General features: G+C 42.4%; 23 protein-coding genes. 1 reads left to right on the top strand and 22 read right to left on the bottom strand.

Features of this window, described 5'->3' with window-relative positions; all coding sequences use genetic code 11:
• Positions 1-34 precede the first annotated feature (34 nt).
• From priA to NSQ61_RS04485, 7 genes are all read right to left on the bottom strand, one after another.
• Entirely contained in the window at positions 35-2,446 is a 2,412-nt protein-coding gene (gene priA / locus NSQ61_RS04515) for a primosomal protein N' (protein WP_340806111.1), read from the bottom strand.
• Between the two features lie 3 nt (positions 2,447-2,449).
• Positions 2,450-3,661, bottom strand: coding sequence for a bifunctional phosphopantothenoylcysteine decarboxylase/phosphopantothenate--cysteine ligase CoaBC (gene coaBC / locus NSQ61_RS04510; RefSeq protein ID WP_130158138.1), 1,212 nt, complete (start codon positions 3,659-3,661; stop codon positions 2,450-2,452).
• A 73-nt stretch (positions 3,662-3,734) separates the two neighbouring features.
• Entirely contained in the window at positions 3,735-3,935 is a 201-nt protein-coding gene (gene rpoZ / locus NSQ61_RS04505; protein ID WP_063388646.1) for a DNA-directed RNA polymerase subunit omega, read from the bottom strand.
• Positions 3,935-4,558 carry a guanylate kinase gene (gene gmk, locus NSQ61_RS04500; protein WP_063388455.1) on the bottom strand — a complete coding sequence of 208 codons (624 nt, stop codon included), beginning with the start codon at positions 4,556-4,558 and terminating at the stop codon, positions 3,935-3,937. Before gmk ends, rpoZ begins: the two co-directional genes overlap by 1 nt.
• A gap of 12 nt (positions 4,559-4,570) precedes the next feature.
• Positions 4,571-4,834 carry an extracellular matrix/biofilm regulator RemA gene (gene remA, locus NSQ61_RS04495; RefSeq protein WP_063388456.1) on the bottom strand — a complete coding sequence of 88 codons (264 nt, stop codon included), beginning with the start codon at positions 4,832-4,834 and terminating at the stop codon, positions 4,571-4,573.
• A gap of 22 nt (positions 4,835-4,856) precedes the next feature.
• Positions 4,857-5,732: a YicC/YloC family endoribonuclease gene (locus tag NSQ61_RS04490; RefSeq protein WP_063388457.1), complete on the bottom strand. Its 876-nt coding sequence runs from the start codon at positions 5,730-5,732 to the stop codon at positions 4,857-4,859.
• A 94-nt stretch (positions 5,733-5,826) separates the two neighbouring features.
• Entirely contained in the window at positions 5,827-8,499 is a 2,673-nt protein-coding gene (locus tag NSQ61_RS04485; RefSeq protein WP_144597732.1) for a calcium-translocating P-type ATPase, SERCA-type, read from the bottom strand.
• Positions 8,500-8,627: 128 nt separating this feature from the next.
• Between NSQ61_RS04485 and NSQ61_RS04480 the strand changes: the two genes are divergently transcribed.
• The gene (locus NSQ61_RS04480) at positions 8,628-10,334 is read left to right on the top strand and encodes an Rqc2 family fibronectin-binding protein (RefSeq protein ID WP_063388458.1); all 1,707 of its coding nucleotides are present in this window, start codon (positions 8,628-8,630) and stop codon (positions 10,332-10,334) included.
• Between the two features lie 154 nt (positions 10,335-10,488).
• Here NSQ61_RS04480 and NSQ61_RS04475 read toward each other — a convergent pair whose 3' ends face one another.
• The 15 genes from NSQ61_RS04475 to NSQ61_RS04405 all read right to left on the bottom strand — a co-directional run bounded on the left by NSQ61_RS04475 (position 10,489) and on the right by NSQ61_RS04405 (position 26,656).
• Positions 10,489-11,262 (bottom strand): sirohydrochlorin chelatase, encoded by a 774-nt coding sequence (locus NSQ61_RS04475; protein ID WP_340806107.1) that lies wholly within the window; start codon positions 11,260-11,262, stop codon positions 10,489-10,491.
• Positions 11,259-12,038, bottom strand: a complete 780-nt coding sequence (cobA, locus tag NSQ61_RS04470) for a uroporphyrinogen-III C-methyltransferase (protein ID WP_066246567.1) — start codon at positions 12,036-12,038, stop codon at positions 11,259-11,261. Before cobA ends, NSQ61_RS04475 begins: the two co-directional genes overlap by 4 nt.
• A gap of 28 nt (positions 12,039-12,066) precedes the next feature.
• Entirely contained in the window at positions 12,067-12,273 is a 207-nt protein-coding gene (locus NSQ61_RS04465; RefSeq protein ID WP_340806104.1) for a DUF3906 family protein, read from the bottom strand.
• A gap of 13 nt (positions 12,274-12,286) precedes the next feature.
• Positions 12,287-13,912, bottom strand: coding sequence for a nitrite/sulfite reductase (locus NSQ61_RS04460; RefSeq protein ID WP_340806102.1), 1,626 nt, complete (start codon positions 13,910-13,912; stop codon positions 12,287-12,289).
• 23 nt (positions 13,913-13,935) lie between these two features.
• Positions 13,936-14,532 carry an adenylyl-sulfate kinase gene (gene cysC / locus NSQ61_RS04455; protein WP_063388463.1) on the bottom strand — a complete coding sequence of 199 codons (597 nt, stop codon included), beginning with the start codon at positions 14,530-14,532 and terminating at the stop codon, positions 13,936-13,938.
• 12 nt (positions 14,533-14,544) lie between these two features.
• Positions 14,545-15,687: a sulfate adenylyltransferase gene (gene sat, locus NSQ61_RS04450; RefSeq protein WP_327847737.1), complete on the bottom strand. Its 1,143-nt coding sequence runs from the start codon at positions 15,685-15,687 to the stop codon at positions 14,545-14,547.
• A gap of 489 nt (positions 15,688-16,176) precedes the next feature.
• On the bottom strand, positions 16,177-16,896 hold the full coding sequence (locus NSQ61_RS04445) for a phosphoadenylyl-sulfate reductase (protein WP_063388465.1): 720 nt from the start codon (positions 16,894-16,896) through the stop codon (positions 16,177-16,179).
• 274 nt (positions 16,897-17,170) lie between these two features.
• Positions 17,171-17,806: an orotate phosphoribosyltransferase gene (gene pyrE / locus NSQ61_RS04440; protein ID WP_066246572.1), complete on the bottom strand. Its 636-nt coding sequence runs from the start codon at positions 17,804-17,806 to the stop codon at positions 17,171-17,173.
• The gene (gene pyrF, locus NSQ61_RS04435; RefSeq protein ID WP_066246573.1) at positions 17,803-18,519 is read right to left on the bottom strand and encodes an orotidine-5'-phosphate decarboxylase; all 717 of its coding nucleotides are present in this window, start codon (positions 18,517-18,519) and stop codon (positions 17,803-17,805) included. Before pyrF ends, pyrE begins: the two co-directional genes overlap by 4 nt.
• Positions 18,488-19,423, bottom strand: coding sequence for a dihydroorotate dehydrogenase (locus tag NSQ61_RS04430; protein ID WP_063388468.1), 936 nt, complete (start codon positions 19,421-19,423; stop codon positions 18,488-18,490). The genes pyrF and NSQ61_RS04430 overlap by 32 nt, the downstream gene beginning before the upstream one ends.
• Complete coding sequence (locus NSQ61_RS04425; RefSeq protein ID WP_063388469.1) at positions 19,417-20,193, bottom strand: dihydroorotate dehydrogenase electron transfer subunit; 777 nt, start codon at positions 20,191-20,193, stop codon at positions 19,417-19,419. The genes NSQ61_RS04430 and NSQ61_RS04425 overlap by 7 nt, the downstream gene beginning before the upstream one ends.
• A gap of 13 nt (positions 20,194-20,206) precedes the next feature.
• Positions 20,207-23,395 carry a carbamoyl-phosphate synthase large subunit gene (gene carB / locus NSQ61_RS04420; RefSeq protein WP_066246575.1) on the bottom strand — a complete coding sequence of 1,063 codons (3,189 nt, stop codon included), beginning with the start codon at positions 23,393-23,395 and terminating at the stop codon, positions 20,207-20,209.
• Positions 23,388-24,479 (bottom strand): carbamoyl phosphate synthase small subunit, encoded by a 1,092-nt coding sequence (locus NSQ61_RS04415; protein WP_063388471.1) that lies wholly within the window; start codon positions 24,477-24,479, stop codon positions 23,388-23,390. Before NSQ61_RS04415 ends, carB begins: the two co-directional genes overlap by 8 nt.
• A gap of 1 nt (position 24,480) precedes the next feature.
• Complete coding sequence (locus NSQ61_RS04410) at positions 24,481-25,758, bottom strand: dihydroorotase (RefSeq protein WP_063388472.1); 1,278 nt, start codon at positions 25,756-25,758, stop codon at positions 24,481-24,483.
• The gene (locus NSQ61_RS04405; RefSeq protein ID WP_066246591.1) at positions 25,742-26,656 is read right to left on the bottom strand and encodes an aspartate carbamoyltransferase catalytic subunit; all 915 of its coding nucleotides are present in this window, start codon (positions 26,654-26,656) and stop codon (positions 25,742-25,744) included. Before NSQ61_RS04405 ends, NSQ61_RS04410 begins: the two co-directional genes overlap by 17 nt.
• Positions 26,657-26,670: the final 14 nt, after the last annotated feature.

Here is a 26,670-nt window from a genome sequence, read left to right as displayed (position 1 = left end):
ACTAGATATGATGCTAACAATTTACATAACCAATTTATAGAATGGTATACGGATTTAGATCAATCATCAATTTTAAATCCGTTTGCGACATGTCCTCTTCATAATGCTCGAACAATAATTTCAGTGTTTTATACAAGTTTTTTTCCCGTTTGTATTTTATCATGCATTGAAATCGATATCTATCTTTCATCTTCGGTATTGGCGAACTGACAGGACCGAGGATCTGCGCCTCATTTGATAAATGAAGCTTTAAATATTGTCCAATTTTCTCCGTTACTTCAGCTGCTTTTATCGCATTTGGATGGGAAACGGTAATGAGAATGAGAAAATAATAGGGCGGATAGGCAAAAGATTTTCTCATTTTCATTTCCTGTCGATAAAATGTTTCAAAATCATGCAAGCTTGCCAATTGAATGGAGTAATGCTCAGGCGTATAAGTTTGAATCACCACTTCCCCCGGAAGCTCATGCCGGCCTGCTCTTCCGCTTACTTGCGTTAATAATTGAAACGTTTTTTCTCCAGACCGGAAATCAGGAAGATGGAGCATCGTGTCAGCCGAAAGCACTCCGACCAATGTGACATCAGGGAAGTCCAATCCTTTTGCAATCATTTGTGTTCCAAGCAGGATGTCTGCTTTTTTTTCGCCGAATGCGTTTAAAAGCTTTTCATGCATTCCTTTACGGCTGGTCGTGTCGACATCCATCCGTATGACACGCGCTTCCGGGATAAGCCTGTTGAGCTCTTCCTCGATACGCTGAGTTCCTGTTCCGAAAAAGCGGATATGCTCGCTTCCACATTCTGGGCATCGCGACGGCATGGCTGTTTCGAATTGGCAATAGTGGCATTTTAGCTTTTCCCCATGCCGATGATAAGTAAGGGAAATATCGCAATGAGGACATCCTATGACATGTCCGCAATTTCTGCACATGACGAAGGAAGAATAGCCGCGCTTGTTTAATAAAAGTACAGATTGCTCTCCTTTCTTCAAGCGATCTGTCAGCTTTTCAAACAACGTTCTTGAAAACATCGATCGGTTGCCGTTTCTAAGCTCCTCCCGCATGTCGACAATATGGACTTCCGGCAGAGGACGGCGGTTGACGCGTTCTTTTAAAGTTAACAACGTATAAACGCCTTTTTGTGCTCTCGCAAATGATTCAAGCGTCGGAGTGGCGCTTCCTAAAATGACTGGACATTGATGATATTTCCCTCTGTAAATGGCAACGTCCCTTGCATGATACCGAGGACTTTCCTCCTGTTTATAGCTAGTTTCATGCTCTTCATCAATAATAATGATGCCGATATTTTGAAACGGGGCAAAAATTGCTGATCTCGCCCCGACGACAAGCTTCGCTTCTTTCCGGTAAATTTTCCGCCATTCATCGAACTTTTCCCCGCTGGACAACCCGCTATGAAGAACAGCAACCTGGCTGCCAAATCTGCTTTTAAACCGCTGAACCATTTGAGGAGTCAACGATATTTCAGGTACTAGCACGATCGCTTCTTTTCCTTCATTCAATACCTTCTCGATCGCTTGCAAATAAATTTCCGTTTTGCCGCTTCCCGTGACCCCATACATTAAAAATACTTCGTGCTCGTGTCGATTCAGCTTGTCTAAAATCGGCTCCATTGCACGTTTTTGTTCGTCAGTTAACGGTAAAGGCTTCGTTCTCGGAAACTGTTTATGCTCATAAGGATCTCTGTAAATTTCTACTTGCTCCTCTGACAAAATACCTTTTTTAATTAACGCTTTGACGGCAATTGAAGCTCCTTGTATGCTGTTCGTCAACTCCGTTAATAAAATCGGATTAGGATGATCAATAAAAAATTGAATAACCTCTTTCTGTTTATGGGCGCGAGCTGGCAAATGCTGAAGCTGTTCTTCAAGCTCACGAACCGGCAAAAGAGGCTTTACATATTTCACAAGCCGTTTTTTTTGCTTTTGTTCGACACGATAATCAATTTGCAAATTCCCATTCCGAATTTCCTTTTGAACGACGGCGACAAGCGATGAAGGTAAATCCTCCCATGAAAGCGGCCCTCCTTTTTCGAAAGCAGTCCTGATCTCTTCAGGCAAATCCTCCAATTGAGCGGAGCTCGATGGCTTGATTTCTTTTATGTACCTCGTTTTCATCGCAGCCGGAAGCATTGCCTGAAAAGCGGTGATTTTATAGCAAAGAGTCGTTTCACTAAGCCATGCGCCAAGCTCTAACAGTTCATGATTTAATACCGGTTCCGGATCAAAAAGCGAATGGATCGGTTTCACACTGTCAATATCTGTTTCATTTTTTAACTGAACGACAAATCCAGTAAGCTTGCGGGAGCCGAAAGGAACGATGACCCTCATGCCAGGCTGGATTACGCCAGCGAATTTATTTGGAATTTCGTAGTCAAATAGCTTGTCCGTGCCTTTTGCCGGGACATCCACAACAACGCTTGCATACCGCATTATCTATTCACCTTTCAAAAGCTTTTCAATTTCTCTTAAAATTGCATTTGCCACTTCTTTTTTAGACATAAGCGGATACGCCTTCTTTTCTCCGTTTCTATGAAAAATCGTCACTATATTTGTATCCTTTTGAAATCCTGCTCCTGGTTCATTTACATTGTTGGCGACAATTAAATCCAAGTTCTTTTCATTCAGCTTATGCAGCGCATATTGTTCAACATTTTCCGTTTCCGCCGCAAATCCTACCAGCAATTTTGTTCCTTTCTTCTCGCCGAGTCTTTTTAAAATGTCTTCCGTACGTTCCAATTCAATGACTAATGAGCCGTCCTTTTTTTTCATTTTTTGATCAAATGTTTGTTTCGGCCGATAATCAGAAACTGCGGCAGATTTAATCACAATGTCGGCTTTGTCAAAATGGTTCATCACTTCATGATACATCTCTTCAGCACTTTCAACTGGCACAAATGTCACCCCGGCCGGCGGCGCAAGAGAAGTCGGACCGGAAATTAAAATTACGCTCGCTCCAAGCTCCTTCGCCTGCTCGGCGATCGCATAGCCCATTTTTCCGCTTGAATGGTTGGAGAAAAACCGGACAGGATCTATTTTTTCCCTTGTCGGCCCCGCAGTAATGATAATTGTTTTCTGATTCAAGACGGAAGGTACCTTCGTTTGATCGGAAAAATGGTTTTGAATGAGTTCAACGATTTTGTCCGGCTCTTCCAGGCGGCCTTTGCCAACGTAACCGCATGCAAGATGTCCTTCTTGCGGTTCAATAAACTGATAGCCGTCCCGATAAAGGGTTTCAATGTTGCGTTTTACAGCCGGATGGCCATACATATGTACATTCATTGCAGGAGCAATCCAAACCGGTGCAGTTGTCGCAAGCAGTGTCGTTGTCACCATATCATCGGCAATCCCTGAGGCAAGTTTCCCAATGATATTGGCAGTTGCTGGAGCTACGAGCACTAAATCAGCCCAGTCGGCTAAATCGATATGTGCAATCACTTTCGCATCTTTTTCATCAAAAGTATCTAAAAACACTTCATTTCTCGATAGTACTTGAAACGTCAAAGGGGTGACGAATTTCGTAGCAGATTCTGTCATGATCACTTTCACATCAAAACCCGCCTGTGTCAGCTTGCTCGTCAAAGCTGCAGCCTTGAAAACCGCTATTCCTCCCGTTACACACAATAAAATACGTCTCGGACGTGCCACTTTGTTCTCCTCCTATTTCTCAGCTTTTTAAAAAAATAACAACCTATCAAGTAGGTTGTTATGACAGCAGCTATTATTTCTCAATCTTTTCATAATTAAGCAGCCCTGCATCAATTTCTTCCAGCGCTTTTCCGACATATTTTACAGATACCGTGTTTTCCAATTGCTGGTCATTGTTTTGCTGCATTTGCCGCGCTCTTTTTGCTGCTACAGTTACTAGTGTATATTTTGAATTGATACGGTTTAATAGGGAATCAATTGATGGATAAAGCATCAAGACTCAACCTCCAAAAATTTTTTGTACATTTGTGCAACTCTTTCCCTTCTGCAATGTTCAGCAGTCACAATCGCTTTAATTTTTTCACAGGCAAGATTCACTTCATCATTAACAACAACATAGTCATAATAATCCATCATGTCAATTTCTTCTTTTGCTTTTTTCATCCGATTATTGATCAAGTCAGCTGACTCTGTTCCTCTCGTGACAATTCGATTTTTCAGTTCTTCCAGGCTAGGCGGGAGTAAAAATATAAACAACCCGTCAGGAAATGCCTTTTTAACTTGAAGAGCCCCTTGAACTTCAATTTCTAGAAAAACATCTTTTCCTTCTGCAAGTGTTTTCTCTACATATTCAACGGGTGTACCGTAATAATTCCCAACATATTCTGCCCATTCAAGCAGTTTGTTTTCCTTAATCATCTGTTCAAATTGTTCGCGTGTTTTAAAAAAATAATCTACACCGTCCTTCTCACCCTCCCGTGGGGTTCTCGTCGTCACTGAGATCGAATATTGAAAATTGACGTCTTTTTGTGCAAACAACGCTTTGCGAACAGTGCCTTTTCCCACTCCGGACGGTCCAGACAAAACAATTAACAAACCTTTTTTCTTTAATTGCATTTCAATTTTACCCTACCCTTCATCAGACAGCTCATCTTTATTGGAAAGCCTTTGAGCAACTGTTTCCGGTTGGACGGCAGACAATATAATATGGTCAGAATCCATTATAACAACTGCTCTCGTCCTTCTTCCATATGTCGCATCAATAAGCATTCCTCGTTCTCTTGCATCTTGAATCATCCGCTTTATCGGAGCCGATTCGGGGCTTACAATGGAAATGATGCGGCTTGCTGAAACGATGTTGCCAAAGCCAATATTAATTAATTTAATTCCCATGATTTTTCCCCCTAAAAAGCCTTTATTCAATATTTTGAACTTGCTCTTTTAATTTTTCAATAACAGTTTTCAATTCCACAACGAAAGCAGAAATGGCCGAATCATTCCCTTTAGCTCCGATCGTATTGGCTTCCCGGCTCATCTCTTGTACGATAAAATCAAGCTTCCGCCCTATCGGTTCATCTTTTTCGATCGTTTTTCGAAACTGGCTCAAATGGCTTTCTAATCTTGTCAATTCTTCCGTAATATCCGATTTGTCAGCGAAAATTGCCACTTCCAACAATATTCTATTCTCATCAATATTCCCTGTTATAAACTCGGATAAACGCTTTTGCAATTTATCTCTGTAGTTGCTTGCGACAATACTGGCTCTTGATTGAATATGTTCTATGATTTGCTCTAACGCTTCCAAATGCTTCAGCAAGTCTTCTTTTAGCTTGCTTCCTTCTGCAGCCCGCATTTCCAGAAGTTGATTGGCCGCTTCATGAACAGCTTCTAACATCATACATTCAAGCTCTTCATTTTCATTCGCAACCTCTTGAATTTCAAAAATATGTTCATCATGCAAAAGGTGCATGAAACGAATGGAATCATCTATATGAAAACGGCGTTTCATTTCGTTCAAAGCGTCTATGTATTGAGCGGCAAGGGACCAGTCAACGTTTAGGGTTCTGGAAAAAAGACCCTCTCCGCTGACCGTGATGTACAATTCCACACGTCCTCGATTTATATAAGATTGTACGGCTTTCTTTATTTTTTCTTCAAGCGAAAAAAAATTTTTAGGCATCCGCACGCTGATTTCACAAAACCGGTGATTGACCGATCTCATCTCAACTGTTATTTGCATCTGCTGCACCGTTTTTACCGAGCGGCCAAATCCCGTCATGCTTAATACCATTGTATCACATCCGTTCTTTCGTCGCCTTCAAAACAAAAGAAAAAAAGAAAGGTCATAGAATAGCATCTATCACCTGAAAAAATTATAACATAACTTATCGTTTTTTTCTTGTTAAAATTGATCCTGCCAGCAAAAATGTCGGCAGAGCGGACATGACGAAAATAAACAGCCAATCTCGAGCCATGATAGGCGTTGTATGGAAAATCGGTTGAAGCGGCTCATAATAAATGACAACAAGCATTAAGATTATGGATGAAAAGACTGCCAGCAGCAAATAAATGTTGTTAAAAGGATTCCGGTCAAAAATCGTTCTTTCCGTTCTTGAATCAAACACTAAAATCAATTGCGACAAAACAAGTGTTGCAAAAGCAGCTGTTTGCGCGTAGGCAAGCTGTTCTGTATTCCGTTCATAAATGAAGTAAAAGACAAGTAGTGTGGACAGCCCGATTAAAAAACCGCGAGATAAAATTTTCCAGCCAAGCCCTCTCGAAAAAATCCCTTCTTTCGGATCGCGAGGCTTTCTTTTTAACACATCTTCTTCTGCGGGATCAAGGCCAAGCGCCATAGCCGGCAGGCCATCTGTTACAAGATTCACCCACAAAATTTGAATCGGAACAAGCGGCAGTGGCAATGCTAAAATCATGGCAAATAACATAACTAGTATCTCTCCTACATTTGATGCTAATAAATAGCGAATAAATTTCCTGATATTGTCATAAATATTGCGCCCTTCTTGAATCGCTGCTTTAATGGTGGCAAAGTTATCATCAACGAGAATAAGAGAGGAAGCTTCTTTTGCCACATCGGTGCCGCTCATTCCCATCGAAATGCCTATGTCTGCCGCTTTGATTGCCGGGGCATCATTTACGCCGTCTCCAGTCATTGCAACGATATGTCCTTTGTTTTGCAATGCTTTCACAATTTTCAATTTATGCTCCGGAGAAACTCTGGCAAATACGTAAATATCATCAACTACTTCTTCCAATTCTTCAATCGTGAGCTTGGACAAAGATGATCCGTCCATTACTTTACCGTTAGGCGGCAATATTTCTAGTTCTTTTGCGATAGCTTGTGCGGTAATAACATGATCGCCTGTTATCATGACAGTTTTAATGCCTGCTTCACCGCATTCCTTCACCGCTTGTTTCACTTCTGGTCTTGGCGGGTCAATCATTCCTTGTATGCCAATGAAAATAAGAGAAGATTCCGCTTCAGCTTGGGGTAGAGATCCTGTATGAAGCGGTTTGTATGCAACTGCTATCGTTCTTAATGCTTCGTTTGCCTGATGAAAAATCGCCTTTTGAATGTCATTTTTTCGCTGCTCCGTTAAACGTTCTTTTCTATCGTGCCAAAGAACATGTGTCGAACGTTCTAATATAACATCTGGAGCTCCTTTTGCGACTGCAAAGCATTTTCCGTCTTTGTCTTGAACAATGACGGACATCATTTTTCGGTCGGAGTCAAAAGGAAATTCTCGCATAATATGAAATTGCTTCAATAATTTTGATTTTGACAGCCCCGCTTTCATGCCAGCCACGATCAACGCGCCTTCCGTCGGGTCGCCATCAAGGGAATATTCTCCATTTGTTTCAATAATATCAGATGTTGAAGCAAGCATTCCAAACATTAACATTTGCTTCAACGGTTTATGAGCAGCCGGATCAATTTTTTTTCCGTTTTCAAAAAACTCCCCAGCAGGCTGATAGCCCGCACCTGTTACCTTCCATGATTTATTGCTTATCCAAATGTCTGTCACAGTCATTTGGTTTTGAGTCATTGTTCCTGTTTTATCTGAACAAATGACGGTTGCACATCCGAGTGTTTCAACAGCTGGAAGCTTTCGGACAATTGAATTTTTCTTGATCATCCGCTGGACGCCCAATGCCAATGCAACCGTAACAATCGCCGGCAAGCCTTCAGGAATCGCCGCCACTGCCAGCGAGACCCCCGCCAAAAACATTTCATAAACAGCATGTCCTTGCATGACTCCGATTCCTGCTACTAATACCGTCAAGAGAAGAGCTACAACAATTAAAACTTTGCCCAGCTCTTCTAATTTTCTCTGCATCGGTGTCAATTGCTGCTCCTGGGTTTGCAGCAAATCTGCAATTTGCCCCATTGCCGTTTTCATGCCTGTAGCCACGACAACGCCGACTCCGCTTCCTCTTGTTACAAGCGTGCCCATAAAGGCCATATTTTGCATATCGCCAACGGATCCTTGATTCCCTTTTAATGGGCGTGTATGTTTTCCAACAGGGACGGATTCGCCAGTTAGTGCCGACTCCTCGACTTCAAGGCTTGATACCTGAATGAGACGCACATCAGCTCCGATTCGATCGCCGCTTTTAAATTTAATGCAGTCCCCTACGACAATTTCTCTCGAAGGGATCTTCACCCACTTCCCGCTGCGCAATACAGTAGTCTGCGGACTTGACAGTTCTTTTAATGCAGCAAGAGACTTCTCTGCCTTTTTCTCTTGAATAAATCCAAGAACTCCGTTCAAAATCACAATCGCAATAATGGCAACTGCATCAATATACTCTCCTAAAAGGCCGGAAATGACGGTTGCCGCAATTAAAACAAGAACCATGAAATCTTTAAACTGGCCGAAAAATAACAAAAGATTTGATTGCCGTTTTCCTTCTGCAAGCTCATTGTATCCTAATTTTTTTCTGCGGTTTTCTGCTTCTTTTTCTGATAATCCTTTTTTTATATCGACATTCAATGATTGAATTGCTTCTTGTTCTGTCAATTCATGCCATTTCATGAATTTCTGTTTCACCCCTTTTCACCTTTTGATACACGCTCTAAGAACAACATATTCAGCCTTGTCCTAAAACATGTTATAATTTAGTAAGTTTTTTCTTGGACTTCATGGAAAAAGGGTGAGCAAATATGTCTTTTGACGGCATTTTTACATATTGTGTTCAAAGAGAATTGAAACAAGAGCTTGAAGGTGGAAAAATCACAAAAATTCATCAGCCTTCTAAGCACGATCTTATCTTGCAAATTCGTCAGAAAGGTAAAAATTATCGTCTGCTTATATCCAATCATCCCAATTTTGCGCGCATTCATCTTACAGCCTCCAACTATGATAATCCGCAAGAACCGCCGATGTTCTGTATGGTTTTAAGAAAGCATTTGGAAGGAAGCATCATTGAGGAAATCAGCCAGGTCGGACTTGATCGAATCGTCATGCTGCAAATGAGATCCCGCAATGAATTAGGGGATATCACCAGGAAACAATTATTTGTCGAGATCATGGGAAAACATAGCAACATCATCTTAGTCGATCAAGAAAAGAAGATGATCATTGACAGCATCAAACATGTATCAGCTGCAGTCAATCGCCATCGCTCTGTTTTGCCCGGACACGCATATGTTTTTCCTCCAGACCAAGGCAAATTGAATCCTTTTCATGCTTCAGAAGAAACGGTTTTGAAAAAAATTGATCTGTTTTCAGGAAAATTTGAAAAACAAATTGTCGACCAATTTGCTGGCATCTCGCCTCTGTTGGCAAAAGAAATCGTCTACCGCTCTGGAATCGCCAATAAGGAATCGGTTGCCAGAACGCTTATGTCCGTTTTAAATCAAATAAAAAGCGGAAGCATTGTTCCGCAAATGACAAAAACTTTAAATAAAGAATATTTTTATATTTTGCCTTTAGAGCATGTAAAAGGAGAAAGGAAAACATTTTCTACCATAAGCGAATTGCTAGACCGATATTTTTACTCGAAAGCGGAACGCGATCGAGTGAAGCAGCAAGGGCAGGATTTAGAACGCTTCATCATCAACGAGCGAAAAAAGAATGAAACGAAAATCCAAAAGCTAAAACACACGCTCAAAGAGGCTGAAAAAGCAAATACGCTACAGCTTTACGGCGAACTATTGACAGCGAACATGCATGCAGTGAAAAAAGGGGATAAAGAAGTCGAAGTTATCAACTATTATGACGAGGATGGACAAAAGATCAAAATTCCGCTTGATCCTTTGAAAACTCCTTCTGAAAACGCCCAAAGTTATTTCCAAAAATATCAAAAAGCCAAAAATTCCGTTTTAGTTGTCAAATCGCAAATCGAAAAAGCAGAACAAGAAATCGAATATTTTGACCGGCTTCTCCAGCAGCTTGAAACAGCTTCTCCTAAAGACTTAGAGGAAATTCGAGAAGAATTGATTGAAGGGGGATATTTGAAAAAAAGAGCGAACATCCAGAAGAAAAAAAATGCTAAACCTGTTTTAGAAGCTTATCTGTCCAGCGACGGAGCTGAAATATTAGTCGGCAAAAACAACAAGCAAAACGAATACTTGACGAACCGGGTTGCTGCTAGAGACGATATTTGGCTTCATACAAAGGACATACCGGGCTCCCATGTTGTCATCCGGAAAAAAGATCCGTCTGAACAGACCATTTTAGAGGCAGCGAATCTGGCAGCTTATTTCAGCAAAGCGCGCCAATCAAGCTCCGTACCTGTCGATTATACAAAAGTGCGCTATGTAAAAAAACCGAATGGCGCCAAGCCTGGGTTTGTCATATATGAAAATCAGCAAACGGTCTATGTGACGCCTGATGAAGAGCTCGTGCTGAAGTTGAAAAAACAATAGACGTTTTTTCTGCTTCTCCTTCTGCTTTTATAAGCTTCTTTTATGAAACTCTTACTCCATTAACAACGTTGATCATCTGGAATGTCGCCTTCACTAGTTCTAATCTTGAAAAATTATGTACGCCTCATTTCAGTACAGAGAAAAAGGAAACCATTCATAACACGGTTTCCTTTTTCAAATATTTATTCTCTGCTCTTGCTGCAAACGCCTCTTCAACTCTGACGCGAAGCAGCTCTTTAACAGCTGAATGGTTTCCGATATGATCAGTTAACATAATCTTTTTATTTGTTGCCCTTTGCAATTGCTCGATTTCCTCTTGAACTCCTTTTAACAATAGACCTGTAAACAATAAATAAGGCACAAAAATTATTTCTTCTTCCGTAATTTTTGGAACGGATTGAACAACATCTTGAAAAAGAGGAGAAGCTGCGGTTAAATAGCAGCACGTCACCGGTACTTCCAATCGCTCTTCAAGCATGCGGCCAATCGTTAAAAAATCTTGCTGCATTTCTACATCCCGGCTTCCTCGACCGATCAAAATCATTCTAGACTTTTTCGGTCTATTCAAAACGCGTTTAATTCTGTCTTCCACTGCCTCTAGCATCAATTCATCAACGCCAAAAGGCATGCCATAGGAGATCATTGCTTCCGGATAATTTGTCTGCAATGTCGAAAGAATAGCTGGTATATCTTGTTTGGCATGACCGGCAGCTAATAACAGCACTGGAATTACCGCAATATGAGCAGCTCCTTTTGCGAAACAGGATGCAAATCCTTCCTCAATGGTAGGCTTTGCAAGCTCAAGGAAAGAGATTTCTTGAATCTCGTATGGCAGGCTCGCCTTCACTTCATTGAAAAAATGAATCGCCTCTTCTCTAGAATCTCGCAACCGACTGCCGTGAAAGATATACAGAACCCCTTTTTTCATAACGAAACCCCTGTTGTAAAATCGATGTTGCTCATCTGCTTCTCAAACCAGTTCAACTGGTCATGAAAACGAACGACTTCGCCGATAATAATCATGCATGGATTGGAAATACAATTTTCTTCTGCCGATTTCGCCATTTCCTTCACGGTTGTCGTTACTGTGCGTTGTTCTTCCGTAGTCGCCCATTCAATAAAGGCAACAGGCGTATTTTGATCCTTCCCGCTTCGTATAATCATGTCTTGGATTTCCGCAATATTTTTCACACCCATATAGACGGCAACGGTGTCCGCTGCTTTCATTAAACGAATCGTTTCCTCTTTAATTGTCCAATCCCCTGCTCTATGTCCGGTAATAAATGCACACGAAGCGCTGATGTTGCGATGCGTAAGCGGGATGCCAGCATAGGCGGAAGCGGCGGAAGCAGCCGTAACCCCGGGGATCACTTCAAAAGGAATTCGTTTTTGCACCAATACTTCCGCTTCCTCCCCCCCTCTGCCAAACAGATAGGGGTCGCCTCCTTTTAACCGCGTTACGATTTTGCCTGCCTGGGCATACTTCACTAAAAACTTATTGATCGTCTCTTGGCGCATCGTATGGTAATTTGGCAATTTGCCGCAATAAATGAGATCCGCTTCTTTTTTTGCATAAGCAAGGAGCTCTTTGTTGACAAGCCTGTCATATAAAATCACATCCGCCTTCTGAATCGCCTTCATCGCTTTTATTGTGATTAATTCTGGATCTCCTGGGCCTGCTCCGACAATATACACTTTTCCCACGCTGATCTCCCCCACTACGTACAGAGCGTCACGTCGCTTCATCAATCACAAACCCTGCACATTTTCGTATTTTTTTCTTTTCGTACAACGTAACATCTTCAATATCAAGAACCTTTAAATAAAATTTTTCAAGCTCAACATCTACTTGCTCGAATGCTTTCAAATCATTTTCGGCCGCGATGATTACTGGAATTTCCTTCTCCTTCGTTTTTACAAGAAAGCGATACAAATACATGCTGACACCCCATTTAAGCTCCGAGAGGTTCCAAAATCTCATCGAGCTTCGCCTGCAAAGGTTCAATGCCGACGCGATCATAATATTCTAAAAAGGTTTCGCCGGCCAGCTTCGTTTCTTTGAAATATTGCAGAAAATCTTTCAACACTAAATGAAGCTTCTCTGCCTCAATTTTTCCTTTCAATTTTTCATTAAATCGACCGCCATCAAGAAGCGTTCCGCCAACATGAATTTCGTAGGCATCGACCATTTTTTTATCTTTTGTTCTCATCAAAACGCCTTGCAGACCGATGTCCGCGATTTGCCGCTGACCGCATGAATTCGGGCAGCCTGTGATGTGCATCCGAACAGGTACATCCAATTCTAATTCTTGATCCAAATATTCGACAATTGTTTTCATCCGCTGTTTCGTTTCAACAAGCGCAAGGTTGCAAAATTCCGTTCCAGTGCAGGAAACGGCATAACCAATGAATGATTTCGGCTTGATGGTAATTCTGCCCTTTTGAAAAATTTCTTCTGCCAGCAAAGCTTCAACTTGATCATCCGGAACGTTTGGAATCACAATATTTTGTGTATTGCAAGTTCGGATTTGTCCATTTCCGTATTTTTTGGAAATTCTGGCGATCTCCAGCACTTCCTCGGAATAAAGTCTTCCGAGCGGAACATTAAAGCCAATGTAATTCAAGCCTTTTTGCTTTTGCGGATGAACGCCGTAAAAATATCCTGCATTCCAGCCTTTTGTTTCATCGTTTCCTCTCTCCGGAAGCGGACCTGTCAGTTCAAACAGTTTTTCTTGGAATTTTTCTACACCCCAATCGGCAACTAAAAATTTTAGACGGGCGCGGTGTCTTTTCTCACGATAGCCGTAATCACGGAAGATGGTTGTGACCGCAATGGCAACATCCTTCACTTTATCCGGGGTTACGAAAATGTTCAATGGTTGGGCCAAATGCGGTTTTGATGATAGTCCGCCACCGACCTTTACATGAAAGCCTTTCACAAGCTTTCCGTCAATCTCTTTTGTAGCTGGTATGAAAGCTAAATCATTGATTTCGGCATGTCCGGAATTGTAGTAGCTTGCACTAATCGAAATTTTATATTTTCTTGGCAAATTGGAAAAATCTCTATTTTTATGGAAAAATTGATGAATTTCTCGCACAATCGGTTCTGTGTCCAAAAGCTCCTCCGGGTCAATGCCCGCAAGAGGATTTCCAATCACGTTGCGGGCGATGTCGCCACAGGCGCCTACCGTTGTTAGACCGACTTCATCCAAGCGTCTAAATATTTCCGGAATGTTCTCGATTTCCAGCCAATGGAATTGGATGGCTTGACGAGTTGTAATATCAAATAGATCCCGGCCAAAATCTCTGCAGATCCCTGCGAGTGCAACGACTTGTTCATAGTTTAATATTCCCGTCGGTACTTTGATCCGCATCATAAAATATCCGTCTTTTTTAGGCCGTTGAAGATACAGCCCCGCCCATTTGAGCAAATCCCAATCTTCTTCCGGAATGGAAGCAAAGCCGTTTTTCGCAAAGGTGTCGATTTCTTCCAAAATATCCAATCCGTCTTTTTCAAGCTTTTTTAATTCAAATTTATTTAAATTTTCATTGTTTGCCCATACTTTTTCATGTGCCATTGCAACTCCCCCAATGTTTAAAATTATAGGAACTTTCGATTTTTTAAATATTGAAAAATATGTTCAACACTTTCTTCTACTGACCATTCCTCAGAATGAACAATGATTTCAGGATTTTCAGGCTCTTCATATGGATCGTCGATACCTGTAAAATGTTTTATTTCACCGTTTCTCGCTTTTTTGTACAGCCCTTTCGGATCTCGTTTTTCACATTCTGATAATGAGCATTTAACATATATTTCAATGAACTCATCATGCTCGAGCAAATTTCTTACTAACTCCCGATCTTCTTTATATGGAGAAATAAAGGCTGTCAAAACAACTTGACCGCTGTCTACAAATAATTTTGCAACTTCTCCAATGCGCCGAATGTTTTCTTTTCGGTCCTGTTCAGAAAATCCTAAATCTTTGTTCAACCCATGGCGAACGTTGTCTCCATCTAGTACGTAAGACGAAATATTTTCATTGAACAGCTTTTGGTTTAATGCATTGGCTAAAGTTGATTTGCCGGAACCGGACAATCCGGTAAACCATAGAACAAAGCTGTGATGCCCCGACTTTTTCCTCCGCTCTTCTTTTGTGACGGAATGATGATGCCATACAATATTTTTGCTTGTCACGTTAATTCCACCTCATCTTTGCAATGCTTCTTGGCGCAGACCTTTTACAAGCACTTCCACAACTTCCGGACGGCTGAAAGTGTTTGGCAGCGGCTCACCGTTTCGAAGTTTTTCCCTTACTTTTGTTCCTGATAAAATGACACGGTCGTCATCAGAATGCGGGCATGTTTTATGGGAAGCCATGCCGTCGCATTTTTTACAATAAAAGCTGTGTTCAAAAAACAGCGGCGTAATGTCTAATTCCTCTTTTGTAAAGTTGAAAAAGATTTTCTGCGCATCATATGTTCCATAATAATTTCCAACCCCTGCATGGTCTCTTCCAACGATGAAATGCGTACACCCATAATTTTTTCGAACGATAGCATGGAATATCGCTTCCCTTGGTCCGGCATAGCGCATGGCGGCTGGAAAAATTCCTAACAGAACACGATCTTTTGGATAGTAATTTTCCAACAGAACTCGATAGCTTTCCATGCGAATATCCGCAGGAATATCATCCTTTTTTGTTTCGCCGACAAGCGGCTGCAGAAATAATCCGTCTACGGTTTCAAGAGCTGTTTTTTGAATGTATTCATGCGCCCGATGAACAGGATTTCTCGTTTGAAACCCTACGACTGTATTCCAGCCGAAACGTTCAAAAGCGGCTCGAGATTCCGCTGGTTCAAATGTTTCGTTTGGAAACGGCTTTTCCGTTTTCTTTACTAACACGACATCCCCGCCAAGATAGACAGGTGGACGCTCATACAATTTAGCAACTCCTGGGTGCTCTTCATCTTTTGTCCGATAAACATATTCCGCTTCTTTTTGTTTATCCGGCTTATATTTATCTTCCACTTTGATCACACCGTATACTTCTCCGTTAAATGTCAGCTTAACTTCATCTCCAATGTCGATGCGATCAGCTTGTTCTTCTTCAACAGGAAGTGTAATTGGAATGCTCCAAACTATACCATTGGCAAGACGCATGTTTTCGACAACACTATCATAATCTTTTTTAGTTAAAAAACCCGTTAATGGACTAAATGCTCCAATACCGATTAACTCTAAGTCAGAGAGCCCGATATTATCCAATTCAATTGCTTCTTGAATATGAGAATAATTGTATTCTGGATTATAGCGATTGATTAATGTTCCTCCGTGCGGTGCAATCCCCATTTGATCTCCTCCTTGCTACGCCATATATTCCTATATTCATATTTATTTACTAGGCTTTTATTGAAAAAATTTTTAGCCTTAGCCGCTAAATAAATCTAAATCGTTGCGATACGCCATCATCAAAAACGAGAAAAAAAGCTTGAACAATTGGAATCATTTCATGAAACGAGTCTTCAAAACTTTATTTTTTATGACGAGTTTTTATAAAGCATTATCTGCGGAAAAAAGCCTGCTGTAGATCAAACTGTCACTTCACTTGTAAGTGATATTCATATTTTGATTGAACAAACACCAAATATAAAATGATTGAATCAACTATCGATGAAGCCGAAGCAGACGGTTTAGCAACCTTCACCTCCACCGACCATTGAACAGAGAACATTTCCAGTAGTCCGAATGGAGGAAAAAGCGATATGTTTTTACCGCTCCTGTACGACAGGCAGCACCCGCTGCCGCCGCACCGCTTCCTCTAATGGTTATAGGCTTCCATTATTTTGTCACACTTGTACTCTCATGTAATCCGCATTCAAGCTTTTGATGGCCGACCCATCTTCCAGAACGCAGATCATCCATGTTAATGGCTGGCTGAGTACAAGGCTGGCAGCCAATGGAAGGATAACCTTGATCATGTAAGACGATATAAGGCAAATCATGTTTATAAACATATCGCCAAACTTCCTTCCAGGTCCAGTGGATGAGAGGGCAAATTTTCACCTTTTGGAATTTCTCATCTTTATTAATATAGTTTACATGTTTTCTTGTCGGCGATTGTTCTCTTCTTAATCCTGAAATCCATGCTTTTACTGGTTCAAGCGTCTCCCTTAATGGAACCACTTTCCGGATGTGACAGCAAAGATTCGGATCTTTCTCCCAAAGCTTATCTCCATATTGCTCTTTTTGCTCTTCTAATGTGATCTCTGGTTTTTTTAATTCTATATTTAAATCTGGATATCGATTTTTTACTTTTTCTATGCAATCATAGGTTTCTTTAAAATGCAGCCCTGTGTCCAAAAAGACAATCCGTGCGGTCGGATTGACCTTCGATATTAAATCAATGAGTACAATCCCTTCAATTCCAAAGCTGCACGAATACACAATATCATCTTTATATGTTGAATATGCCCATTCCAACACCTCTAGGGCACCTTTTGTGTCCGATGTCTCATCAAACACGAGATCAGGTTCCGCCCAGGTTTCGTACGTAAGCATTCGCCTTTCCCCCTTATTAGAAAAGGAATAGAGCGCGTTCAATAAAAGGATTGAAAACCGCCTCTAGTCGTCTAGTCAGCGGTTTATTGAGACAGCTTTTTATATAATCCTTCTTTTCTTTCATTTGTACAAATGACATTTTGTACTTAAAAAATTAGGTTAGAAGATTCACAGTGTTCCTTTCAAGAACGTGCTATATGCTATCAAATTTTATCATAATTTTCCTAAAAGTCAACCCGAGTTTTTTGATTGGAATTAAATATTATATGAAAGGTTAAACTTTTTCGAGCCAACTGTCGTTTTCAGGATTTTTTCGCCATAATGACAAGCGGTCGAGATCCTCTTTTGAAATCATTTGCACATCCAAAGCCACTTGGATTAAAGTGTCATAATCACTTAATGCGATCGCCGGAATGCCAGCATTGGCAAAGTTTTGCTTTCCTTGAGGAAGACCGTAGGTAAAAATTGCGGCGACACCTAGTACTTGACAGCCAGCATTTCTTAGTGCTTCAACAGCTTTTAAGGAGCTTGCCCCTGTTGAAATCAAGTCTTCGATTACAACAGCTTTTTGTCCTTCCCTCACTTTTCCTTCTATTTGGTTTCCCTTCCCATGCTTTTTCGGTGTGCTGCGCACATAACACATAGGCAATCCCAGCTCTTCAGCAACTAATGCCGCATGGGGAATACCGGCTGTTGCAGTTCCAGCAATTAATTCAGCATCGGAAAAATGCTCACTGATTAGTTGAGCTAGTCCTTTATAAATGATTTTGCGGAGCTTCGGATACGATAGAGTCAAACGATTGTCGCAATAAATGGGCGATTTTATTCCGCTTGCCCACGTAAACGGTTCATTTGGTCTGAGAGTAACTGCTTCAATTTCTAGCAAATGTTTGGCGATTTCCTTTTTCATTCCACCTTACCCTCCCATTCTTTTTTTACCTCATTGTAGGCTGCAATAGGATCCTCTGCTTTTGTAATTGTCCTGCCGACAACAATGGCTGATGCGCCTTGTTCCTTTGCAAATTTTGGCGTCGCAATGCGGACTTGATCCTGTGCTCTATCTTTTGCTAAACGAATTCCAGGCGTAACAGTCAGAAAAGATGGACCGCACGTTTTTCTTATTTCGCTTACTTCATGGACAGAACAAACAACACCGCTCATCCCGCTTTTTTTTGCATTTTCCGCATAATGTAAAACCGTCTCAAGCAGCGGCTTTTCAATGAGAAGTTCATTTTTTAGCATCTCGCTGGAAGTGCTTGTCAGCTGGGTGACAGCGACAACATGTGGACGCTTATTTCCGCACTGAGCTCCCGCCTCCAGCCCTTCTATCGCTGCTTCCATCATGTCTCTACCTCCCGCAGCGTGAATAGTGATCAAATCGACTCCGAGCTTGGCAAGTCCTTTCATCGTTTGTTTCACGGTATTTGGTATATCATGCAGCTTCAAATCAAGAAATATTTGATGACCGCTTCGCTGTAATTCTTCGATGATAGAAGGGCCTTCTTGATAAAAAAGTTCCATCCCCACTTTAACAAATAAAGGCTCCTCAAATATTTGCACAAACTGCAATGCTTTTTCTCTCGTATCAAAATCAAGGGCAAGAATTAGAGGACGATTTTTCATCTTTCCAGCTCCTTCCGACACATTCATTCACATGATCAAAGCCTAATTCTTTCAGCCGATTCGGCAACGCATCAATAAGTTCAACACAGACGTAAGGATTGACAAAATTCGCTGTACCAATTGCGACTGCCTTTGCTCCTGCCTGCAAAAATTCTATGCAATCATCGACATTCATAATTCCTCCCATGCCGATGACCGGGATTTCTACACTTTGGGAAACCTGATAGATCATACGAACGGCAATCGGCTTGACAGCAGGTCCAGAAAGCCCGCCTGTTCCATTAGCAATAATCGACCGGCCTGTTTTCACATCGATCCGCATGCCGAGGAGCGTGTTGATCATCGTAATTCCGTCTGCTCCCGCTTTTTCCACCGCTTTTGCCATGGCGACAATGTCAGTTACATTTGGAGAAAGCTTGACATAAACCGGTACTGAAGAAACGTTTTTCACAGCTTCTGTTAAATGTCCGGCTACTTCAGGAACTGTTCCGAACATGATCCCCCCTTGTTTAACATTCGGACAAGAAATGTTTAGTTCAAGTGCTTTTACGTTAGGCGCTTTACTGATTTCTTTTGCCACTTCCACATATTCTTCAACAGTCGAGCCGGCAATGTTCGCAATGATCGGAACATCAAATTGAGAAAGCCAAGGAAGCTCTTCCTCCATCACTTTTTTTAATCCGGGATTTTGCAACCCGATGGCATTGAGCATTCCCGACGGCGTTTCCGCCACCCTTGGTGTTGGATTTCCGAATCTAGGCTCAAGCGTTGTTGCTTTGATCATGATCGCGCCAAGCTTGGATAAATCGTACAGCTTGGCAAATTCGCGGCCAAAGCCGAAGCATCCTGATGCGGGCATGATCGGATTTTTTAACTCAAGACCAGGAAGCTTAACAGTTAACATTCCAACATCACCTCCCCGATTCGAAAAACAGGCCCGTCGGTACAGATTTTCTTATAGCCCGAATCATTTGCATCGGTTTTCGTACGGCGGACACAGGCAAAGCAAGCGCCGATTCCGCAGCCCATTCTTTCTTCCAGGGACAAAAACACTTTTTTATGCGGAAATGCTTCTTCTATCGCTTTTAACATCGGAGTTGGTCCGCATGTATAGAGCGTTTCAAATGTGAAGCGTTGTTCATTGATGATATCCATAACGGTTCCTTTTGCGCCGAATGTGCCGTCAACTGTCGCCACAAACGTTTCGCCCAGCTCCTTAAACTCTTGTTCGTAAAACACCGCCGCCTTTGTTGAAAATCCTAATACATGGACAACTTCCACTCCATTTTGAACAAGCTGCTTCGACAATTCATAAAGAGGGGGAACGCCAATGCCGCCACCGACAAGCAATGCTTTTTCCTTCGTTTCTTCAACCGGAAAACCGTTTCCGAGCGGTCCGAAAACATCGACAAGCTCACTTGCTTTTTTTCTGGACAATCTTTTCGTTCCGGCGCCTTCTGCCCGATAAATTAATGTCATCGTGTTTTTTTCGGCATTGTATTCGGCAATGCTGATCGGTCTTCTTAATAACAGATCAAAACTGTCATCCACTTTTATTTGAACAAATTGTCCCGGACGAGTAATGCGTTGAACGAGCTCTCCTTTTAATTCCATTTTATAAATGTTTTTCGCAATTGGCCTGTTGCTGATGATTTCCATCCAAGCTTTGATCATTGGATCACCTTCTTTACCTATTATGTTCGGAGAGATTTTCAACCGTAAAAGCCATCGATTCAAGCACGCGTAAAATTGCCCTTGCAGTGTCTAAAGAAGTGAGGCACGGCACACCGTTTTCAACCGATTCCCTTCTGATTCTGAAGCCGTCGCGCTCAGGCTGCTTTCCTTTCGTCAGCGTGTTGATGACAAATTGCGCTTTTCCATTGCGTATCACATCCAAAATGTTGTCGCCGCGTGATCCGATTTTGCTGACAACCTTTGCTTTTATGCCGTTCTCTTCTAGAAACTTTGCGGTTCCTTCCGTCGCCAGCAGTTGATAGCCGATATTGCGAAATCTGCCCGCAATTTCTAAAGCCTCGTTTTTGTCCTTATCAGCAATCGTAAGCAGCACTGATCCGTGCTCGTAAATATTCGTACCGGCTGCAACAAAGCCTTTATAAAGAGCCTTTTCAAAGGTGGCATCCTTTCCGATTACTTCCCCAGTTGATTTCATTTCTGGTCCAAGCGTAATGTCTACACGGCGCAACTTCGCAAATGAAAATACCGGCACCTTCACAAATACACCTTTCGGCTCTTTTGCAAGCCCTGTTTTCACACCGAGTTCCGGCAAGCTAGCACCGAGTATCACCTTTGTCGCAAGCTTAGCCATCGGAATTCCGGTAATTTTACTTAGAAACGGAACTGTTCTGCTTGATCTTGGGTTCACTTCCAATACGTATACCCGCCCGTCAGCAATTACAAATTGAATGTTTAGCAGTCCGACAATATTCAGCCCTTTTGCCAAACGAATCGTATAATCAACAAGTTCTGTTTTCAACTGATCAGATAACGTTTGCGGCGGGTAAACCGCTATCGAGTCCCCTGAGTGCACGCCTGCCCGCTCAATATGCTCCATAATGCCCGGAATGAGCACATGTTTACCGTCTGAAATCGCATCAACTTCCACTTCTATTCCGGTTAAATATTGATCAATTAAAACGGGATGTTCCGGATTAATTTTTACTGCATGTTCCATATAATGGAGCAATTCTTCTTTATGGTAGACAATTTCCATCGCCCGGCCGCCAAGCACATAGGAAGGACGGACAAGCACCGGATAGCCGATTTCTTCCGCAATTTCCACCGCTTCAGCGACGGATAGAGCCGTTTTCCCTACAGGCTGTGGTATTTCCAAAGCTTCAAGCACTTGTTCGAACTTGTCGCGGTCTTCCGCCCGATCTAAATTTTCCAGGCTTGTTCCTAATATTTTGACACCTCGTTTTGCCAGCTTGCCTGCCAAATTGATTGCCGTTTGCCCGCCGAATTGGACGACAACGCCAATCGGTTTCTCCAAGTCGATAATATGCATGACATCTTCGATCGTCAGCGGTTCAAAATACAGCTTGTCGGAAATGCTGAAATCCGTTGACACCGTTTCTGGATTGTTATTGATAATGATTGCTTCATATCCTGCTTCGCGAATCGCCCAAACAGAGTGAACTGTTGCATAATCGAACTCAATACCCTGCCCGATTCGAATCGGCCCTGAACCTAACACGACAACACTTTTTCGTTCAGTCACAATCGATTCATTTTCTTCTTCATATGTGCCGTAAAAGTAAGGCGTCTCGGATTCAAACTCGCTTGCGCACGTATCAACCATTTTGTAAACTGGAACAATTCCTTGTTTTTTCCGAAACTCATAAACTTCCGATTCATCTGTATTCCATAACGAAGCGATAAAGTGATCAGAAAATCCGAGTTGCTTTGCTTTTCTCAACACGTTTACATCAAATGGAGATTTTTTCAGTTCTCGTTCATATTCGATAATGTTGTTTATCTTATTCAAGAAAAAGCGGTCGATTTTGCTCCATTGATGAATTTGCTCAACGGAAAAACCCCTTCTCAGCGCTTCGCCGATGTAAAAGATTCGTTCATCCCCTGCTTTCTTGATTCGCTTTTCAATCATTTCATCTGAGACATCGTTTTCTTTCAATGTTAAATGGTAGACGCTTGCTTCGAGAGAACGAACAGCTTTTAACAACGATTCTTCAAACGTGCGGCCGATCGCCATGACTTCACCGGTTGCTTTCATTTGAGTGCCAAGCACACGGTTGGCTGATTCAAATTTATCAAACGGCCATCGCGGTATTTTCGTGACAACATAATCAAGCGCCGGTTCAAAGCAAGCAAATGTTTTCCCTGTCACTGGATTGATGATTTCATCTAACGTCAAACCGACGGCAATTTTCGCTGCGAGTTTCGCAATCGGATATCCTGTCGCTTTTGATGCAAGGGCAGATGAGCGGCTAACCCGCGGGTTCACTTCGATAACGTAATATTGAAAACTATCCGGATCAAGAGCAAGCTGAACATTGCAGCCGCCTTCGATGCCAAGAGCTCCGATAATTTTTAATGACACGTTTCTGAGCAACTGGTATTCTCTGTCTGAAATCGTTTGGCTGGGCGCCACAACGATCGAATCGCCTGTATGAATGCCGACGGGGTCAATATTTTCCATGTTGCAGACAACGATTTTATTGTCTTTTGAGTCCCGCATCACTTCATATTCGATTTCTTTGTAGCCGGCAATGCTTTTTTCGAGCAGACATTGATGAACAGGGCTGAGCTTTAAACCGTTTGTGACAATTTCAATCAGTTCTTCCTCATCGTGACAAATGCCGCCTCCGGTCCCGCCAAGTGTATATGCAGGCCGGACGATCACCGGATAGCCGACTTGCTCCACAAAATGAAACGCTTCTTCAAGCTCATGAATTATGGCGCTTTCCGGCACCGGTTCATTCAGCTCCTTCATAAGCTCGCGGAACAGTTCACGGTCTTCAGCTTTTTGAATGGCTGAAAGCTTAGTTCCTAAAATTTCAACGCCGCACTCTTCTAAAACACCCATTTTATGAAGCTCGACCGCCAAGTTTAGTCCAGTCTGTCCGCCGAGAGTCGGCAGGATCGCATCCGGCCTTTCCTTGCGGATGATTTTGGCAACAAAGCTCGGAGTGAGCGGCTCCATATACACTTTGTCGGCAATTTCCGTATCCGTCATAATTGTCGCTGGGTTCGAGTTGACAAGAACAACCTCATATCCTTCCTCTTTCAATGCTAAGCACGCCTGTGTTCCCGAATAGTCAAACTCCGCCGCTTGTCCGATAATAATCGGTCCTGATCCGATAACTAAAATTTTCTGAATATCTTTCCGCTTAGGCATTGAGATTCCCCCTTTGAGCAGTCTTTTCCATCAGCTCGATAAATTGATTAAACAATGGATTGGCATCCTCAGGTCCCGGCGATGCTTCCGGATGGTATTGAACAGCGAAAGCAGGATGCACGCGATGTCTCAATCCTTCAACTGTTCCGTCGTTCAGTGCAACATGTGTTACTTCAAGCTCTGTATTCCTAATGGATTCGATGCTTACAGCATAGCCGTGATTTTGGGAAGTCATATACACTTTCCCAGTTTTTAAATCCTTCACTGGATGGTTTGAGCCGCGGTGGCCGAATTTTAATTTTTCTGTTTTCGCACCGCATGCTAAAGCGAGCAGCTGATGCCCTAAACATATTCCAAAGATAGGGGTTTTCCCGATAAGATCGCGCAGCATTTCAATTGCTTCTGGAACGTTTTGCGGATCTCCAGGTCCGTTTGTAAGCAAAACGCCGTCAGGCTTCAATCGCAATATTTCCTCCGCAGATGTATCATATGGAACGACGATCGAGTCGCAATTTCGGCTGTTTAATTCTCTTAAGATTCCATGCTTCATGCCAAAATCTACAACAACCACTCTTTTTCCTCTTCCTGGACTTTGATATGGTCTTTTCGTCGATACAATTTCCACCTGATTGCGCGGCAGCTCCGTTTCTCTTAATTTCTCAGCCACTTGCTTTGGATCCGCCTCAGCTGAACAGATTGCACCTTTTAACGTTCCGTAGTTGCGGATAATTCTAGTCAGCCTTCTTGTATCGATTCCACTGATGCCAGGAATATCGTTTTCTATGAGAAAATCATTGATTGAATATAAACTTCTCCAGTTGGAGGGTGCTTCACAGGCTTCCTTCACAATCATCCCGTTCACGAACGGGCGGATCGTCTCAAAATCGTCGCGGTTGATGCCGTAATTGCCGATCAATGGATAAGTAAACGTTACGATTTGTCCGCAATATGAAGGATCTGAAAGTGTTTCTTGATAGCCTGTCATTCCGGTTGTGAACACAACCTCTCCGATGATGTCACGATCGCTTCCAAAGCCATCGCCGATGAAAACATCGCCGTTTTCAAGCACTAATTGCCGTTTCATATTACTCTCCCCTTTTCCAAACGATTTTGCCGTCCACCATTGTTAAAACAGGCCAGCCTTTTGCAAGCCAGCCGTTAAACGGCGTATTTTTTCCTTTTGATGCAAATGTTGAGGCATCTATTCTTTTTTCTTCCTGTAAATCAATGAGCGTCAAATCTGCAGAAATGCCTTCTTTTAATTCCCCCATATCCAAGTTAAAAGCTCTAGCAGGCTTTACCGTCAGCCAATCAACAAGTTGTTTCAATGTAAAAATGCCCCGTTCGACAAAATATGTGTACAAAAGAGGAAAGGCAGTTTCCAACCCGACGATCCCAAACGGCGCCTTATCGACCTCTAAAGATTTCTCCTCCATCGTATGAGGCGCATGATCCGTAGCAATAAAATCGATTGTTCCATCCAACAGCCCTTCGATTAATGCTTTCTTGTCTTCTCTGCCTCTAAGCGGCGGATTCATTTTAAAGTTCGGATTAAGCTCCGGAATATCTTCATCACATAAAAGAAGATGATGCGGGGTCACTTCGCATGTCACGCGGATGCCTGCTTTTTTGGCGTCTCTGACGGCTCTGACGGATTCTTTTGAACTAATATGGCACACGTGGTAATGGCAGCCGCTAGCTTCTGCCAGCAGAACATCTCTTGCAATTTGAACGGATTCACATACAGATGGAATGCCGGATATACCGTGATTTTTTGCAAAAACTCCATCATGGAAGGATCCGCCGTTGATAAGGGTATTGTCTTCACAATGCGCGACAATTGAATATCCTTTCTCCGCCGCTTTTTTCATTGCCTGAAACATCATGCCGGCCGACTGGACACCTACGCCATCGTCCGTAAAGGCAAAAGCACCTTCCTCTTTTAATGCATCAAAATCCGTTAATTCGCTTCCGCTTTGCCCAAGTGTGATCGCTGCATAAGGAAGAACGCGAACCTTTGCTGTTTCTTTAATTCGCTTTTGTAAATTGATCATTTTTTCTTTCGTATCAATAGGCGGCTTCGTATTAGGCATGGAGGCAACGGTTGTAAAGCCGCCCTTCGCTGCAGCCAGCGTGCCGGTGGCAATCGTCTCTTTCGCTTCTCCACCCGGTTCACGCAGATGAACGTGAAGATCGATGAATCCATGGGAAAGAAGCTTTCCGTTGCAATCGATCACGTCTCCCGCTCCATCAGCTATCTCTTCCGATATTTGTTTGACTATTCCGTTTTCCACAAGAACATCCCGTTTTGTCAATTCGCCTTCCTCTGTTAACAATTGCGCATTTTTAAATAGAATGGACATGTTTCTTCTCTCCCCCTTGTGCTTTACTTTCAATCGCCTGTTTTATAACTGCCATGCGGACAAATACACCGTTTTCCATCTGTTTAAAAATTCGCGATCGGCTGCACTCTACTAAATCTCCGTCGATTTCAACTCCTCTGTTGACCGGTGCAGGGTGCATAATAATCGCATGGTCCTTCATCATTTTTTCCCGTTCCTTTGTCAATCCGTACTGCTCCAAATATTGATCAGCTGTCCATTTTTCGCTGTGGCGTTCATGCTGGATTCTTAAGAGCATCACAACATCTGACATTTCGATTGCTTCATTGATCGATACGTATGTACCGTATGGATTGGTGTCGTCCCGAAATTTTTCAGGTCCAGAGAACAATACGGTTGCCCCGAGCCTTGTCAGCACTTCTGCATCAGATCTTGCTACACGGCTGTGGCGAATGTCACCGATGATGGAAACCGTCAATCCGTTAAAACTCCCAAACTCTTCACGAATTGTCATCAAATCGAGCAAACATTGCGTTGGATGGTGTCCGCACCCATCGCCAGCATTTAATATGGATACTTGGACACGGCCGATAAGCTCGTCAAAATACCGGTCCTCGGGATGTCGGATGACGACCGCCTCGACACCGATTGATTCTAAAGTTTTTACAGTATCGTACAACGATTCTCCTTTTTGAATGCTTGAAGAAGCTCCATCCACATTTAAAATGTCAAGTCCAAGTTTTTTTTCAGCAGCTTCAAAACTAAACCTCGTCCTCGTACTCGGCTCAAAAAACAAGTTGGCGATAAATGTTTGTTCTCCGACTTTCCATCGTTTTCCCATTTTAAAGCGTTCCGCTTCATCCAAAATGGCAATAATCTCTTCAGTTGACAGCGTGCTCATTGTCACTAAATGTTTCATCGCTTTCTTCCCCT

It is taken from the genome of Aeribacillus sp. FSL K6-1121 (assembly GCF_038003725.1).
In the GTDB taxonomy this organism is placed as follows: Bacteria; Bacillota; Bacilli; order Bacillales; family Aeribacillaceae; genus Aeribacillus; species Aeribacillus composti.
The sequence above is the reverse complement of the archived record's forward strand: the minus strand, read 5'-3'. Positions and strand labels throughout refer to the sequence as shown.

Bases quoted from the DNA above. Each gene is read 5' to 3' on its own strand.
- NSQ61_RS04490 (WP_063388457.1), bottom strand. From the start codon at position 5,732: ATGGTATTAAGCATGACGGGATTTGGCCGCTCGGTAAAAACGGTGCAG.
- rpoZ (WP_063388646.1), bottom strand. From the start codon at position 3,935: ATGCTTTATCCATCAATTGATTCCCTATTAAACCGTATCAATTCAAAA.
- NSQ61_RS04410 (WP_063388472.1), bottom strand. From the start codon at position 25,758: ATGTCCATTCTATTTAAAAATGCGCAATTGTTAACAGAGGAAGGCGAA.
- NSQ61_RS04445 (WP_063388465.1), bottom strand. From the start codon at position 16,896: ATGCTTACGTACGAAACCTGGGCGGAACCTGATCTCGTGTTTGATGAG.
- NSQ61_RS04415 (WP_063388471.1), bottom strand. From the start codon at position 24,479: ATGAAACGGCAATTAGTGCTTGAAAACGGCGATGTTTTCATCGGCGAT.
- sat (WP_327847737.1), bottom strand. From the start codon at position 15,687: ATGGGGATTGCACCGCACGGAGGAACATTAATCAATCGCTATAATCCA.
- NSQ61_RS04430 (WP_063388468.1), bottom strand. From the start codon at position 19,423: ATGTTAACTGTTAAGCTTCCTGGTCTTGAGTTAAAAAATCCGATCATG.
- pyrF (WP_066246573.1), bottom strand. From the start codon at position 18,519: ATGAAAAATCGTCCTCTAATTCTTGCCCTTGATTTTGATACGAGAGAA.
- NSQ61_RS04475 (WP_340806107.1), bottom strand. From the start codon at position 11,262: ATGAAAAAAGGGGTTCTGTATATCTTTCACGGCAGTCGGTTGCGAGAT.
- NSQ61_RS04460 (WP_340806102.1), bottom strand. From the start codon at position 13,912: ATGGCACATGAAAAAGTATGGGCAAACAATGAAAATTTAAATAAATTT.
- priA (WP_340806111.1), bottom strand. From the start codon at position 2,446: ATGCGGTATGCAAGCGTTGTTGTGGATGTCCCGGCAAAAGGCACGGAC.
- pyrE (WP_066246572.1), bottom strand. From the start codon at position 17,806: ATGAAAAAGGAAATCGCCAAACATTTGCTAGAAATTGAAGCAGTTACT.
- remA (WP_063388456.1), bottom strand. From the start codon at position 4,834: ATGGGAATTAAATTAATTAATATTGGCTTTGGCAACATCGTTTCAGCA.
- gmk (WP_063388455.1), bottom strand. From the start codon at position 4,558: ATGCAATTAAAGAAAAAAGGTTTGTTAATTGTTTTGTCTGGACCGTCC.
- NSQ61_RS04485 (WP_144597732.1), bottom strand. From the start codon at position 8,499: ATGAAATGGCATGAATTGACAGAACAAGAAGCAATTCAATCATTGAAT.
- carB (WP_066246575.1), bottom strand. From the start codon at position 23,395: ATGCCTAAGCGGAAAGATATTCAGAAAATTTTAGTTATCGGATCAGGA.
- NSQ61_RS04465 (WP_340806104.1), bottom strand. From the start codon at position 12,273: ATGTATTTGTATCGCTTTCTTGTAAAAACGAAGGAGAAGGAAATTCCA.
- NSQ61_RS04425 (WP_063388469.1), bottom strand. From the start codon at position 20,193: ATGATCAAAGCTTGGATGGAAATCATCAGCAACAGGCCAATTGCGAAA.
- NSQ61_RS04405 (WP_066246591.1), bottom strand. From the start codon at position 26,656: ATGAAACATTTAGTGACAATGAGCACGCTGTCAACTGAAGAGATTATT.
- NSQ61_RS04480 (WP_063388458.1), top strand. From the start codon at position 8,628: ATGTCTTTTGACGGCATTTTTACATATTGTGTTCAAAGAGAATTGAAA.